The sequence below is a fragment of the Luteibacter sp. genome, from assembly GCF_051958795.1.
In the GTDB taxonomy this organism is placed as follows: Bacteria; Pseudomonadota; Gammaproteobacteria; order Xanthomonadales; family Rhodanobacteraceae; genus Luteibacter.
This window is the reverse complement of sequence record NZ_JBQCFT010000289.1, coordinates 1-13672: the sequence shown is the minus strand read 5'-3', so window position 1 is coordinate 13672 and position 13672 is coordinate 1. Positions and strand designations below refer to the sequence as shown.

Annotated in this window: 13 protein-coding genes; 10 read left to right on the top strand and 3 right to left on the bottom strand. The window is 68.3% G+C overall.

Features of this window, described 5'->3' with window-relative positions:
• The 7 genes from ACTHLF_RS15035 to ACTHLF_RS15005 form a co-directional block, all read left to right on the top strand.
• The coding region (locus tag ACTHLF_RS15035; RefSeq protein WP_440328210.1) for a sulfotransferase at positions 1 to 616 on the top strand (616 nt) is incomplete at its 5' end.
• Entirely contained in the window at positions 613 to 2322 is a 1710-nt protein-coding gene (locus ACTHLF_RS15030) for a bifunctional sulfate adenylyltransferase/adenylylsulfate kinase (RefSeq protein ID WP_440328208.1), read from the top strand. The genes ACTHLF_RS15035 and ACTHLF_RS15030, both read left to right, overlap by 4 nt.
• A gap of 66 nt (positions 2323 to 2388) precedes the next feature.
• The gene (locus ACTHLF_RS15025) at positions 2389 to 2607 is read left to right on the top strand and encodes a hypothetical protein (protein ID WP_440328207.1); all 219 of its coding nucleotides are present in this window, start codon (positions 2389 to 2391) and stop codon (positions 2605 to 2607) included.
• A gap of 96 nt (positions 2608 to 2703) precedes the next feature.
• Positions 2704 to 4911: a DNA helicase II gene (gene uvrD / locus ACTHLF_RS15020; RefSeq protein ID WP_440328205.1), complete on the top strand. Its 2208-nt coding sequence runs from the start codon at positions 2704 to 2706 to the stop codon at positions 4909 to 4911.
• 95 nt (positions 4912 to 5006) lie between these two features.
• The gene (locus tag ACTHLF_RS15015) at positions 5007 to 6722 is read left to right on the top strand and encodes an Hsp70 family protein (protein WP_440328203.1); all 1716 of its coding nucleotides are present in this window, start codon (positions 5007 to 5009) and stop codon (positions 6720 to 6722) included.
• Between the two features lies 1 nt (position 6723).
• Positions 6724 to 7695 (top strand): J domain-containing protein, encoded by a 972-nt coding sequence (locus tag ACTHLF_RS15010; protein WP_440328202.1) that lies wholly within the window; start codon positions 6724 to 6726, stop codon positions 7693 to 7695.
• Complete coding sequence (locus ACTHLF_RS15005; protein WP_440328200.1) at positions 7692 to 8747, top strand: hypothetical protein; 1056 nt, start codon at positions 7692 to 7694, stop codon at positions 8745 to 8747. Before ACTHLF_RS15010 ends, ACTHLF_RS15005 begins: the two co-directional genes overlap by 4 nt.
• Before the next feature lie 9 nt (positions 8748 to 8756).
• Here ACTHLF_RS15005 and ACTHLF_RS15000 read toward each other — a convergent pair whose 3' ends face one another.
• Genes ACTHLF_RS15000 through ACTHLF_RS14990 form a run of 3 tightly spaced genes read right to left on the bottom strand, consistent with a single transcriptional unit; the run spans position 8757 to position 11984 of the window.
• Positions 8757 to 10010 carry a heme biosynthesis protein HemY gene (locus tag ACTHLF_RS15000; protein ID WP_440328198.1) on the bottom strand — a complete coding sequence of 418 codons (1254 nt, stop codon included), beginning with the start codon at positions 10008 to 10010 and terminating at the stop codon, positions 8757 to 8759.
• The gene (locus ACTHLF_RS14995) at positions 10007 to 11176 is read right to left on the bottom strand and encodes a uroporphyrinogen-III C-methyltransferase (protein WP_440328196.1); all 1170 of its coding nucleotides are present in this window, start codon (positions 11174 to 11176) and stop codon (positions 10007 to 10009) included. The genes ACTHLF_RS15000 and ACTHLF_RS14995 overlap by 4 nt, the downstream gene beginning before the upstream one ends.
• Positions 11177 to 11213: 37 nt before the next feature.
• Positions 11214 to 11984, bottom strand: a complete 771-nt coding sequence (locus ACTHLF_RS14990; RefSeq protein WP_440328194.1) for a uroporphyrinogen-III synthase — start codon at positions 11982 to 11984, stop codon at positions 11214 to 11216.
• A 135-nt stretch (positions 11985 to 12119) separates the two neighbouring features.
• Here ACTHLF_RS14990 and ACTHLF_RS14985 point away from each other — a divergent pair, with 135 nt between their 5' ends.
• Genes ACTHLF_RS14985 through ACTHLF_RS14975 form a run of 3 tightly spaced genes read left to right on the top strand, consistent with a single transcriptional unit; the run spans position 12120 to position 13520 of the window.
• Positions 12120 to 12584 carry a YiiD C-terminal domain-containing protein gene (locus ACTHLF_RS14985; RefSeq protein ID WP_440328192.1) on the top strand — a complete coding sequence of 155 codons (465 nt, stop codon included), beginning with the start codon at positions 12120 to 12122 and terminating at the stop codon, positions 12582 to 12584.
• 29 nt (positions 12585 to 12613) lie between these two features.
• Positions 12614 to 13030 carry a hypothetical protein gene (locus tag ACTHLF_RS14980; protein ID WP_440328190.1) on the top strand — a complete coding sequence of 139 codons (417 nt, stop codon included), beginning with the start codon at positions 12614 to 12616 and terminating at the stop codon, positions 13028 to 13030.
• Positions 13031 to 13076: 46 nt separating this feature from the next.
• Positions 13077 to 13520 (top strand): rhodanese-like domain-containing protein, encoded by a 444-nt coding sequence (locus ACTHLF_RS14975; RefSeq protein ID WP_440328189.1) that lies wholly within the window; start codon positions 13077 to 13079, stop codon positions 13518 to 13520.
• The last annotated feature ends 152 nt before the right edge of the window (positions 13521 to 13672 follow it).

Below are 13672 nucleotides of genomic sequence, written 5' to 3'. Positions count from 1 at the left end.
CGGCCTGGTCGAGAACTTCTACTCGGTCGATACCCGCCCCGAAGCCATCTTCGACATGAGCCGCCTGTGGTGCAGCCGGATGGGCCTGCTCAACACGCTGTTCCCCGGGGTGAAGGTCATCGCCTGCGTGCGCCAGCTGGCGTGGGTGCTCGACAGCATGGAACGGCTGGTGCTGAAGCAACCGGTCAGCGTGAGCAAGGTCTTCCGCTACGACACGAATACCACCGTGTACTCGCGGGTCGAGGCGCTCACCGATCCGCGCGGCATGGTCGGTTTCGCCTACCAGGCGACGAAGGAAGCGTTCTATGGCGAGCACGCCCACGACCATCTCCTGCTGCTGACCTACGAGACGCTCGTGCGCGACCCGGAAACGGCGATGCGTGCGGTCTATCAGTTCCTCGGTGAACCGTGGTTCGAACACGACTTCGACCGCATCGCCTATAGCGCCGACGAATTCGATGCACGCGTCGGCATGCCCGGCCTGCATTCGGTGCGCGCAAAGGTCGAGGCGGTTGAACGCACGCCCGTCCTGCCGCGCGAGGTCTTCGGCCGCTTTGCCAACGAGGCGTTCTGGGCGGATCCCAAGAACAACGTCAACCAGGTGACGATCGTTTGACCACGCTGATCGAGCCGCACGGCGGTGTGCTGAAGGATCTCTACCTTCCTGAAGCGGAAGCGCGCGAGGCCCGGCACGCGTCCGGCGCGCTTCCGGGCGTGGAGCTCGATCACCGGCACCTGTGTGATCTCGAATTGCTGCTCGATGGCGCGTTCTCGCCGCTCGGGGGCTTCATGGGTCAGGCCGACTACGACGCCGTCGTCGATCACCTCCGCCTGGCCGACGGCACGCTCTGGGCCATGCCGATCGCACTGGATGTCTCCGAGGCGACGGCAGCCCCGCTCCGCGTCGGCCACGACATCGTCCTGCGCGATATCCAGGGCACGGCCTTCGCCCTGCTCACGCTTTCGGATATCTACCGCCCGGACAAGGCCCGCGAGGCCATGGCCGTGTACGGCACGCTTGATCGTGATCACCCCGGCGTGGCCGACCTGTTCCGTCGCGGCGATGTCTACCTCGGCGGCCGCCTGCGCGGTTTGCAGCGGCCCAGCCACCCCGACTTCGCCGACCTGCGCGCCACGCCACGCGAAATCCGCGCGTTCCTCGCGGCCCAGGGCTGGGACCGGGTCGTCGCCTTCCAGACCCGCAATCCGCTGCACCGGGCGCATGTGGAACTGACGCGGCGCGCCATGGAACGCGCGCAAGGCAACCTGCTCCTGCATCCGGTCGTCGGCCGCACGAAAGACGGCGACATCGACACCTACACGCGCGTGCGCTGCTACCGCGCCTTGCTGGCGCACTACCCCGCCGGTTCGGTGAAGCTGGCGGTGCTGCCGCTGGCCATGCGCATGGCCGGCCCGCGTGAAGCGCTATGGCACGCGATCATCCGGAAGAACTTCGGCGCGAATCATTTCATCGTCGGGCGCGACCACGCGGGTCCGGGCAAGGATGCATCCGGGCGGCCGTTCTATGCGCCTCTCGCGGCGCAGGCCCTGGTCCAGGCGCACGCCGATGAACTGGGCATCACCGTGCTCCCCTTCGCGCCCATGGCGTTCTCGCCGGCACGGCAGGCGTACGTTTCCGCGGATGAACTGCGCGAAGGCGAGACCGTGAGCGATGTCTCCGGCAGTGAACTCCGCAAGCATCTTCGCGATGGCAGCCCGATCCCCGCATGGTTCACCTATCCGGAGATCGGAGCCATCCTCCGCCAGCGGTTCCCGCGAGGCGGGGACCGTGGCTGCGCCATCTTCTTCACCGGATTGTCCGGCGCGGGCAAGTCCTCGATCGCTCGGGCGATCATGGCCGCGATCCTCGAAAACACCGGCCGCAAGGTCAGCCTGCTCGACGGCGACGAGGTACGCCGGACGCTGTCGGCGGGCCTTGGATTCTCGCGCGCGGATCGCTCGGCCAACATCCTGCGGATCGCGTACGTCGCCTCCGAGGTCGTCCGCCACGGCGGCATCGCCATCTGCGCGCCGATCGCGCCGTACGCCGACGACCGTGCCGCCGCGCGCGCACTCGTCGAGGCCCACGGCGACTTCATCGAAGTGCACGTCAGCACGAGCCTCGATGTCTGCGAAGCCCGGGACACCAAGGGCCTGTACGCGCAAGCCCGCGCGGGCGTGCTCAAGCAGTTCACCGGCGTCAGCGATCCGTACGAGGTGCCGGCGACGCCAGAGCTTCGGCTGGACGGTGGCGAATCGACGCCGATGTCGCTGGCCGCATCGATCATGGAGCTGCTGAGGGCAAGGCAGTTGATCGATTAGATCCATACGCCGCGCTCACATTCGTCAACGCATGCTCCCGCCACCGTTCCTTACAGGGGTATACCCATGCGTGCAGGTCTCATCATCGTCGGCATCATCCTCGTTGGCCTGGGCATCTGGGTCGTGGCCGGTAATGGCACCTATAGCAAGACCGACACGGTCGCCAAGCTCGGCCCGGCCAAGATCGAGGCCACGCACGACAAGGCCGTGCCGCAGTGGGTCGGCATCGCCGGCATCGTGATCGGCGGCATTGTTGCCGTGGCGGGGATTGCGCAGAAGCGCTAAGAGCCTCGCTCGCAAGCTCACTTCCACAAGGGGTGAGCTGCATCCCGGGCGCTTTCCGGCCGGGTCCGGGGGGCCCTGCTCCGGTACAATGGGCGGATGGACGTATCCCATCTTCTCGACGGCCTGAACGACGCGCAGCGCGAGGCCGTAAGCGCCCCGCCGGGGCACTACCTGATCCTCGCGGGCGCCGGTTCCGGCAAAACCCGCGTGCTCACCCACCGCATCGGCTGGCTCAACCAGGTCGAAGGCGTGCCGCCGTGGGCGATCCTCTCGGTCACCTTCACGAACAAGGCCGCCGGCGAAATGCGCTCGCGCCTCGACGGCATCATCCCGGGTGGCACGCAAGGCCTCACGGTCGGCACCTTCCACGGCATCGCCCACCGCCTGTTGCGCCGCCACTGGCGCGAGGCCGGCCTGGTCGAAGGCTTCCAGATCCTCGACTCGGACGACCAGCAGCGCCTGATCAAGCGCGTCATTGCCGGCATGGGCCTCGACGAAGCCCGTTACCCGCCGCGCCAGGCCGCATGGCAGATCAATAACTGGAAGGACGAGGGCAAGCGCCCCGACAGCATCGAGCACCGCGACCACCCGGTGACGCGCACCTTCGTCGAGGTCTACAAGGCCTACGAGCAGCAGTGCCAGCGCGCCGGCCTGGTGGATTTCGCCGAGCTGTTGCTGCGCGCCCACGAGCTCTGGCTGAAAGACCCCTACGTGCTCAAGCACTACCAGGATCGCTGGCGCTACCTGCTCATCGATGAGTTCCAGGATACGAACACGCTGCAGTACGCGTGGATCCGCGTGCTGGCGGGAAGCACCGGCCAGGTCTTCGTGGTCGGTGACGACGACCAGGCGATCTACGGCTGGCGTGGCGCCAAGGTGGAGAACGTGCAGCAGTTCCTGCGCGATTTCCCCGGCGCGAAGACCATCCGCCTCGAGCAGAACTACCGCTCCACCTCCACCATCCTCAAGGCCGCGAACTCGGTCATCGCACGCAATGGCGGCCGCCTCGGCAAGCAGCTGTGGACCGACGGCGAGGAAGGCGACCGCATCGCCCTCTACGCGGCGTACAACGAACAGGACGAAGCCCGCTTCGTCATCGAGCGCATCCGCGAGTACATCGCGGAGCATGGCAACGCGCGCGACTGCGCGATCCTTTATCGCTCGAACGCCCAGTCGCGCAACTTCGAAGAACAGCTGATCCAGCGCGACCTGCCCTACCGTGTCTATGGCGGCCTGCGCTTCTTCGAGCGCGCGGAAATCAAGGACGCCCTCGCCTACCTGCGCCTGGCGTCCAACCGCCACGATGATGCGGCTTTCGAGCGTGCGGTAAACACCCCGCCGCGCGGCATCGGCGACCGCACGCTGGACGAGCTGCGCCGCCGCGCTCGCCTGGAGGGCGCCTCGATGTGGGAGGCGGCCCTGAACGAGATCGCCACCGGTTCGCTCGCCGGCCGCGCCAAGAACGCGGTGCGCGCCTTCATCGCGCTGATCGACGAAATGCACCGCACGTTCCGCGGCGGCGACGCCGAGGGCGACGACGCGTCGTCGGGCCTCGACCTTGCCGAACAGATCGAACACGCGATCAACCACACCGGGCTGCGCGACTTCTACGAAAACGACAAACGCGGCAACGGCGAAGCGCGGGTGGAGAACCTGGACGAGCTGGTCAACGTGGCCAGCCGTTTCGAGATGACCCCGGAAGACACCGACGCGGGGCTCAACGAACTTTCCGCGTTCCTCTCGCACGCGGCCCTCGAAGCCGGCGAAGGCCAGGGCGAGGCGTGGGACGACTGCGTGCAGCTGATGACGCTGCACTCGGCGAAGGGCCTGGAGTTCCCGGTGGTGTTCCTGGTGGGCATGGAAGAAGGCCTGTTCCCGAGCCAGCGCTCCACCGAGGAAGAGAACCGCCTGGAAGAGGAGCGCCGGCTCGCCTACGTCGGCATCACCCGGGCCCGCGAGAAGCTGTATGTCTCGCACGCGGAGTCGCGGCGGATGCACGGCACGGAGATGCTCGCCCGCCCGTCCCGGTTCCTCGGCGAGATCCCGCCCGAGCTCATCGATGAACTGCGCCCCCGGGTGCAGGTGACCCGGCCGGCCTACGCCGACCGCTTCGCCGGCGGTGGCGCCAGCCTGCAGGAGCAGACCGCCGTGCGGCTCGGCCAGCGGGTCAGCCACCCGAAATTCGGCGAGGGCACGATCGTCAGCGCCGAGGGCGCCGGGGCTCATATGCGGGTCCAGGTGAACTTCGAGGATGAAGGTTCCAAGTGGCTGGTTTACGCTTATGCGAACCTGACCGCGCTCTAAGGGGGGCCACGCGGCGCGCGGCAGGCTTAAGGCAGGGCCGCGCCTGCCGCTAACAAGGGATTGCCCGCCGCACGGGCGGGCATGGCAGGGACAACATGATCGTCGGTATCGACCTGGGCACGACCAACAGCCTCGTGGCCGTCTGGAAGGATGGCGCGGCAAGGCTTATTCCCAACGCGCTGGGTAACGTGCTCACGCCCTCGTGCGTGGGCATCGACAACGATGGCCAGGTGCTCGTCGGCGAGCCGGCGCGCGAAAGGCTGCAGACCTATGCGCAGCTCACGGCGGCGCTGTTCAAGCGCTACATGGGCAGCGCCCGCACGGTGAGACTGGGCGGCCGCGACTACCGCCCCGAGGAACTCTCCGCGCTCGTGCTGCGCTCGCTGAAGGCGGATGCCGAGGCGTACCTGGGTGAAGCCGTGACCGAAGCGGTGATCACCGTGCCGGCCTACTTCTCCGATGCACAGCGCAAGGCGACCCGCGTAGCGGGCGAACTGGCCGGCCTGAAGGTCGAGCGCCTGCTCAACGAGCCGACCGCGGCGGCGCTCGCGTACGGCCTGCACGAGGCCCAGGGCGAAACGCAGTTCCTGGTATTCGACCTCGGCGGTGGCACATTCGACGTTTCGATCCTCGAGATGTTCGAGGGAGTGATGGAGGTGCGCGCGAGCGCCGGCGACAACATGCTGGGCGGCGAGGACTTCGCCGTGTTGCTCGCTGACCAGGCCTTCGTCCACGGTATCCCCGATGCCGCCCGCGCCGACGATCTTTTCATGCAGCGCCTGATGGCCCGCGCGGAGATCGCGAAGCGCGACCTGGGCAGCACGGGCAAGCTACAGTTCGAGATCAGCTGGAAGACCCAGGCCGCGATGGTCGCCATGGATGCGGACGGCTTCGAGGCGCTGTGCCAGCCGCTGCTGAACCGGTTGTGGCGCCCTATCGAGCGCGCCCTACGCGACGCGCGGATCCGCGCGGCCGACCTGGACAACGTCGTGCTCGCGGGCGGTGCCACGCGCATGCCCATGATCCGCAGCCTGGCCACGCGCATGTTCGGCCGCTTCCCCGCCGTGGGCATCAACCCCGATGAGGTCGTGGCGCTGGGCGCCGCGGTCCAGGCTGGCCTGAAGATGAAAGACCAGGCCCTGCGCGAGACCGTGATGACGGATGTGTGCCCCTACACGCTGGGCACGGCAGTCGCGCGGCGGCTCGATAACGGCACGCATGCCGAAGGCTTCTACTCGCCGATCATCGAACGGAATACCGTGGTGCCGGTGAGCCGCGTCGAACGCTTCACGCCCATCTCTCCGCAGGCGAAGGAACTGCGCATCGAGGTGTACCAGGGTGAGTCGCGCATGGTCCGCGACAACATCGCGCTGGGTGAACTCATCGTGCCGATGCCGAGCGGCAAAGGCCATGCCGATGGCGTGGATGTACGTTTTACCTACGATGTAAACGGCTTGCTCGAGGTGGAAGTGAGCGTCGTGGCGACGGGCGAAGTCCGCCGGCTGGTGATCGAAAGCGGTGACGCACACATGTCGCCCGATGAGATCGCCCGACGCCTGGCGGCGCTTTCCGAACTCAAGATTCACCCGCGTGACACGCTGGAGAACCGCACGCTGCTCGCGCGCGCGGAACGCCTCTACGAACAGCTCCTGGGCGATATGCGCGACCAGGTCGGCCAGTTCATCCTGCGTTTCGAACAAGTCCTCGCCACGCAGGATGAGCGACTGATCGCACGCGATGCGGCGCAGTTCCGTGATGCGTTGAAGCGCATCGAAGACGATCGCCGCTTCGCCACCGATCCGGTGGAATGACATGATCCCCGGGTTCCTGCGGCACCTCGGGCTGGACACAGACGCCTCCGAGCGTGACATCAAGCGCGCCTATGCGGAGCGGCTCAAGGCGATCGACCAGGCGGCCGATCCCGACGCGTTCGCGCGGCTGCGGGAAGCGTTCGAGGCAGCGCGCGCGTGGGCGGTTCAAAAGGACGAGCGGCACGCCACGAGCGACGAGACGAATGCGACGCCGCACGAGGACGCACCCGATACGACCGTATATTCCGCCGGGGCTTTCACGCTGGAGCCGGTCGCGCCGCCTGCCGAGCCATCACGTATCCCTTCCACCGTGCAGGCGGATGCCGATCGCGCCATGGAAACACTGGGCAACGCCCTGCTCAGTGAACCGGATACCCCGGCGTCCGAGCTGCTTGCGCGCGCCGTCGCCTTCATCGCCACATGCCAGTTCGATGCGCGGCAGGCCTTCGAAGCCCGGCTCGCCGACGCGATCGCCACCCAGCGGATCACGCGGCGCGCAGGACTGTTTCCCGCCGCCATGGAACAGTTCGCATGGCACCAGGCTGACGGCCGCGGTCGTGGCGACCAGCGCGATGCCTGGATCGAACGCGCGGTCACTTCGCTTGCCAACTGGCAGGCGTTTCCCGAGAAGCGACGCAAGGTGCTGCTGCCCTGGCTGAAGCAGGCGGCCCGCGAAGGTGAGACGCTTTCGCTCGCCACCGTGCAGGCATGGCCGCGGGTGGCCGCGGTGATGCCGTACGCGGGTGAGTATGTGAGGCTGCGCGTGGACGATGCGGCCATCTCGCAATGGAAGGCGTCGTTTGACGCGCTGCCTCCCGGCGAACGCGGCAAGTACCGCGATGCGGCATGGGATCCGCGCCAGCCTGACATCCCCGCGTGGAAACGCATCTGGTCCCACGTCTCGGGCAGCTGGTGGTGGTGGATCATCATCGCGAAGGCCGTGCTCCTGGCCTTGCAGGCGATCCGCCGGTGAACGACGCCACGGGATGCTTCCAGGTGCTGGGCTTGCCGCCCTACGCCGACCTGGTGATGGTGCGCCGGGCCTACGCGCGGCGCCTGCGCGAACTGGATCCGGATGTGGATGCGGCCGGGTTTGGACAGCTTCGCCTCGCCTACGAGGCGGCACGTGCGTGGTGCGACCAGCACGACGAGGTACCCGAAGAGGACCTCCACGCCACGACACTACCCGCGGGGACTCCTGACACCAGCGCACCGAAGGATGACTTCACCGAGGGGCTGGTGCGCCAGCTCGCGGAAGATGCGGCAACGCAGCCGCCTGCCGCCATGGAAGCGTTGCTGGCCCGCGCACTGGCCACGTTGCGCATGCGCTACGTGGATGCACCTGGCGAGCTCGAGGATCGCCTCGTCGACAGGCTGCAAGACGGTAGCATCGCCAACCGCCCTGCCCTGTTCGACGCGGCCGATATCCATTTCCACTGGACCGAGATCGGCCGGGGCCAGCGTGATGAGCCGCGCCGTCAGTGGGTCGAGCGCGTGCTGGCCCAACGCGAGACATGGGCCGGTTTCGACGAACGGCAGCGCAGGCGTTGGATGACGCTGATCGAACGCGCCACGCAAGGCATCGACCACGCGCTGGCCAGGGCCTGGCCGGAGATGGCACGGCTGCACGCCGCCGTACCCGACTGGCTCGCACTGCATCTGCCGGCTGGCACGCTGGCGGCATGGGCAGCGGCCTTCGACACGCCACCTCTCCCTGCACCCCGGAAGGGAAGCCGTTGGCGAGGACGGGCCTGGCTATCGCGCAGCGCCTGGGGCATTCCGCTCGCGGCGTGTCTCGCCGCGGCGGCAGTCATCTATGGACTTCCGGGCTTGGGCAGCCTGTCGATGCAAGGCTTGGGCACGCAGGCCGATTCACCGGCCACGTGCATGGCGCTCCATGCCCGGCTCGATAGCGCGACGCCCTTCCGTGGCCTTCCGGACGACGAGGTCGCACAACTCAAGCGGCGCGCCCATCGTTGCGCAGCCGCTGGCAACTGGAGCCACCCGGACGCGCCGGGCCACTGAGCACCCGCCTCAGGGAGACAAGCGCGGCACCCCATGCTGGTCGCGCTCTTCCACCGCGCTGACCCGCGTATCGATCCGGCCGTTGCGGACCTCCGGCAAGTTCTCCACCGCCTCGCCGCGCGCCAGCGCGAACGCGTTGCGGTAGCAGCGTTGCGCGAGCTCCGGCTGCGATTCGCCGAGGTAGACATCGCCGAGGGCTTCCCACGCCGCCGCGCTGGGCTCGATGGCCAGCGCACGCTCGAGATAAGGCTTGGCCTTGCCCCACAGGTGGATGCGCACGCACATGCGGCCGACGGCCGTAAGCAGCGCCGCATCGTTGGGATGCGTGTCGATCCACGCCTCGGCACGCCGCAGGCGTTGTTCGAGGTCTTCGGAACCCATGGTGCCGTAAGTGGTAACAAGCGCAGGCGACCCGTCACGACGCAGTGCCGATTCGATTTCGTCCATCGCAGCCATGGCCTGGCCGAAACGCATGGCCTGGCGCGCGTAAGCGTCGATCGCCGCGGGCAGGCGGCGCTGGCCCGTCGGCAACTGAGAGCAGAACGCGGATAGCGCCGCGCCATCCGGCGTGGCCAGGATCGCCGCGGTGATGACACGCGACTCCAGTTCATTGAACGCCGGCGCACCGATTTCGCCGCTCTTGCGCAGCGGCTCCAGGGCGCGGATCGCACTGCGCGGGTCACCGCTCGCGAGCGAGGCCTCGGCGAATTCGATCCAGCCCGCCGGCGACAGGGCGCCACTGTTCGCTTCCGGCGCCAGCAGCGTCGCCGCCTCGCTGGCACGGCCGGTACGCCGCATCAGACGGGCGCGCATGATCCGCGCCGCACGCGGCGTTTCCTGCGCGGCTGCGTCGAGCGTTTCGATCGCGCGGCCGGATTCGCCGTGGCGTTCGGCGGCTTCCGCCGCGGCCAGCAGCGCCGGGCCGCGGACGGACGGATAACGGGCTGCCCGGTTGAGATCGCGCTCCGCTTCGCTGTGGCGGCCTTCGATCAGCGCCACCAGGCCGTCGGCGAGGCGACGGCGGCTCAGGCGGCGATGCCGGCGATTCATCGCGCCGAACGGCCAGCGGATGAGCGCGACGAGGAACGCGATGGCGGCCCATGCGACGAGCAGGAGAACCACCGCCGTGACGACGGTCATCTGCAGCGTGGTGCCACGCAGGTGGATCAGCACGTAACCCGGATCATCCGCGACCCAGTGCCACGCTAACGCGGCGAGCACCGCGACAAGGATGAGGCCGACGATCCAGCGCCAGAGCTTCATGGCGAAACCTTTGCCGGGGCAGCCGACGAGCCCGCGGCGGCAGGCGCGGCGCCGCCGGCCGATGTCGCGTGGGCCGGCGCGGCCCCTGCCTTCAGCGCGTGCACCGAGCGCAGGTTGCGCAGCTCTTCGAGTGCTGCCCCCAGCTTCGGCTCATTGCCCTTCGCCTGGCTGGCGAGGAGCGTGGCGATGCGCTGGCGCGCGGTCTGCACGGACGGCGCCTGCCCATTGAAGTGCGCGACCAGCGTGGCATCCACGCGCTTGAGCGCATCGGCGCGCGCACGGTCGTCATACGCAAGCACGGCGGCCTCGGCATGTGCGACATCCAGCGCCGCCAGTTCACGGGCGAGCCGATCGTCAGCCAGGCCAAGCGGCGTGCCTTCATCGTGGCTGATGCGCACGATGCTTCCCAATGCATTGCCGGCACGCTGCCAGAACGTCCGGTCTTCATCGGCGCCGGCTTGCGTGTCGCTGCTCTTCAACGGCAGCGTGGCGATCTGCGCGCGAAGATCGGCGAGCACGGCCAGGTCGTTGGCACGCGCCTTGGGCTGCACCGCCGCGAGCGCCTCACGCTCCGCCGTGAGGTTCTGGCGAACCGCGGCGAAGGCGCTGTCATTCACCGCGGCGAGGGTCTTGTCGGCGAGGTCATACGCGGCGAGTGCGCCCGTGGCATCGCCGAACAGTGCGAAGCGTTCCTTCGCCATGCGCAGCAGGGATTCGGCTTCATCTAGCAGCATCGCGTCGTGGCCGCTCAGGCTGCGCTCGGAGAGATTCGCGACGGCGTCCTCGAGGTTCTTCGTGCGCTCGGCCATGCCGAGCACTTCCTCTCGCGCCGAGCGGTTCACGCCATCGGCATCGCTCAGCCGGCGGCGCAGGTTGGCGTTGTCATCGCGCAGGCCGTCGACGGCGGTTTGCAACGTATCGACCTGGCCCTTCAGGCCGTTGGTCGTGCCGAGCTCCTGGCGCATGTTCCATACGGTCCATGCCGTGTAGCCGGCGGCGCCCGCCGCGGCCAGCGACAGGAGCACGGCCAGGGCCAGCGCGCCACCGCCGCGTCGGGGCGCGGGGTCGGGCGCCCGGCGCGGGCGGGAGGCAGCGGCGTCGGCGGCCGGAACCGGCGAGGCCGGGGCGGAGTCGGTCGGAGGCGTCTCGGTCGTCATGCCGGGCATGCTAGCAGGCCATACGCCAACGCACGGAATACATCGTTCAACGGCGGGTGAACGAGACCTCGGTGGCCGCCGCGAGCAGGTCGGTCGGCAAGGCCGATCGCGCCACCACCACGCGCTCGAAGCCCATGCCCTCGGCCACGGCGCGCAGCCGCTCGCTGCTGACCACGGCCACGGACTGCACCAGCCGGCGCCATGCGGGGGCGATGAGCGCCCGGTGCAGGTGATCGAGTGCCTCGGCGCTGGAAAGCAGCACGGCAGAGCGGCGGGTCAACTTGAGCAGCGGGTCGATGTGCCGGCGATCGATGCGCGGCGCGACGCGGTGATAGACGTGGACCTCTTCCAGCATCGCCCCACGCGCGGCCAGCGTCTCGCGCAGCACGCCACGGCCCCCTGGCGCGCCGATCAGGGCCACGCGGCGGCCCGTCACGGTCGCCAGCTCCGGAAGGGCCAGGACGCCCTCACTATCCTGCGAAATTTCTGGGAACAGCACGTTTCCCACGCCAGCGGTCTTCCGCGCCCGGGCAGTCCCGCGGCCGACGGCGACAACCGTGGCCTGGGTCGCCAGCGGCAGCACATCGGCGGCGAAACGGACGGCGGCGGGGCTGGTGAAGATCAGCAGGTCGCCTTCGAGGGCCCGACGCAGCAAGGCGTCAACGGCGCTTGCGTCTTCGGTGGCGCGCAGGGACAGGCCGGGCACACTCACCGGGATCCCGCCCAGCTTGCGAACCCGCCGGGCGAGCGGACCCGCGGTACCAGCGGGACGTGTGATGACGACGGTAACATTACGAAGGGGCTGCGAACGACTCACGAGGCTTCCTGCAGGGGCATCGACGCGGGGACAGTCGAGGATAGGAAGGCGTGCCGCCGCCCACCAATGCCGAAGGTTGGGGGACATGCCGTACGGATGCGAACGGTTGGCCGCGTTCCGTAGACTCCCGCTTCTATGATCACGCCCGACCCCACGTTCGCCAGCCTCGAACGCTTCATCCTCGACAGTATTCCGCTCGCCAGTGCCATGGGCATCCATATTCCGGGGTGTGACGGTGAGCGCCTGGTGATGACCGCGCCGTTGCAACCGAACATCAATGACAAGGGCTGCGCCTTCGGCGGGAGCCTGGCCAGCCTGATGACCCTCGCCTGCTGGGCCCTCGTCGAGGCAAACCTGCGCCGGCGGGGCGACGACTGCGACCTGTTCGTCGCCGATTCGTCGATCCGTTACCTCGACCCGGTCTGGGACGACCTCCGGGCGGAGGCCAGCCTGGCGAACGGCGGCAGCTGGGCGGCGTTCTTCCGGACCCTGGATGCCCGGGGCAAGGCCCGCGGCGACCTGGCCTGCGTGGTGCCGGGCACCGGCGGCAAGCCAGCCGCGACCCTGTCCGCGCGCTTCGTGGCCAAACGCCGGGCATAATGCGCGCCGACGCCACGTTGGGAACCGCCATGCGCCGATTCGCCCGCACCACCTTCGTCCTTGCCACCGCCGCTGCCCTCGCGAGCTGCGCCGCCGATGTGCGCAATGATTCGCTCACGCGCACGCTGAACCAGTACGCCTCGGCGATCCGCTGGGGCGATATCAACGCGGCGCGCGGCATGGTCGACAAGGATTACCTGGCCGATCACCCCATGAGTTCGCTCGAGCAGAGCCGCCTGGCCCAGCTGCGAGTGACCGGTTACGACGAGGGCGCCGGCCCCCGGCCGGACGGTGACAACGAAGTGGTGCAGACCGTGCAGATCAGCGTGGTCAACGTGAATACCCAGGCTGAGCGCAGCTTCGTCGACCAGCAGCGCTGGCATTACGACAAAGAGAAGAACCGCTGGACCCTGATGACCGGCCTGCCCGACTTCTCGCCGCACTGAAGCCTATATAATCGCCGGTTACCCCCACGGGACGAGCAAGCTTCCGATGAATGACTTTTTCCACAAGTTGCCCGAGTTCGCGAGCAACCACCTGGCCCTGGTCGGCCTGTTCGTGGCCATCCTGCTGGCGCTCATCGCCACGGAGATCGGCAAGCTCTTCCGCAAGTGGAAAAGCCTGACCCCGGCGGGGCTCACCCAGCTGATCAACCGCGATACCCCGCTGATCATCGATCTTTCGGCGACCGCCGATTTCGAGAAGGCCCACGTCCCCGGCGCTAAGAACGTGGCGATGAGCCAGTTCGATCCGGAGCACAAGGATCTCGCGAAGGCGAAGGAACTGCCGGTGGTGCTGGTCGACAAGGATGGCCGCACGCTGGGCAAGCCGGCGGCCCGCCTGGTCAAGGCCGGCTTCACCCGCGTGTTCGTCCTGGATGGCGGCACCTTCGCCTGGCAGAACGCCCAGCTGCCCACGGCCAAGGGCAAGAAGTAAGGTTCTTGACGGCGTCGTCGGGTGCATCGACGCCTCGTCATCGGTTCATTCGCTAGCGCGAATGCGTGTTTTGAGCGTCTTGCGCCGCCTTAGGCTGGCGGCTTCCTGGGATCGGGAGCGGTCAGGCCCTGGCGGCCGCCAGGCGCGGACCT

Bases quoted from the DNA above. Each gene is read 5' to 3' on its own strand.
- ACTHLF_RS15015 (WP_440328203.1), top strand. From the start codon at position 5,007: ATGATCGTCGGTATCGACCTGGGCACGACCAACAGCCTCGTGGCCGTC.
- ACTHLF_RS15000 (WP_440328198.1), bottom strand. From the start codon at position 10,010: ATGAAGCTCTGGCGCTGGATCGTCGGCCTCATCCTTGTCGCGGTGCTC.
- ACTHLF_RS15025 (WP_440328207.1), top strand. From the start codon at position 2,389: ATGCGTGCAGGTCTCATCATCGTCGGCATCATCCTCGTTGGCCTGGGC.
- ACTHLF_RS14985 (WP_440328192.1), top strand. From the start codon at position 12,120: ATGATCACGCCCGACCCCACGTTCGCCAGCCTCGAACGCTTCATCCTC.
- ACTHLF_RS15010 (WP_440328202.1), top strand. From the start codon at position 6,724: ATGATCCCCGGGTTCCTGCGGCACCTCGGGCTGGACACAGACGCCTCC.
- ACTHLF_RS14975 (WP_440328189.1), top strand. From the start codon at position 13,077: ATGAATGACTTTTTCCACAAGTTGCCCGAGTTCGCGAGCAACCACCTG.
- uvrD (WP_440328205.1), top strand. From the start codon at position 2,704: ATGGACGTATCCCATCTTCTCGACGGCCTGAACGACGCGCAGCGCGAG.
- ACTHLF_RS14995 (WP_440328196.1), bottom strand. From the start codon at position 11,176: ATGCCCGGCATGACGACCGAGACGCCTCCGACCGACTCCGCCCCGGCC.
- ACTHLF_RS14980 (WP_440328190.1), top strand. From the start codon at position 12,614: ATGCGCCGATTCGCCCGCACCACCTTCGTCCTTGCCACCGCCGCTGCC.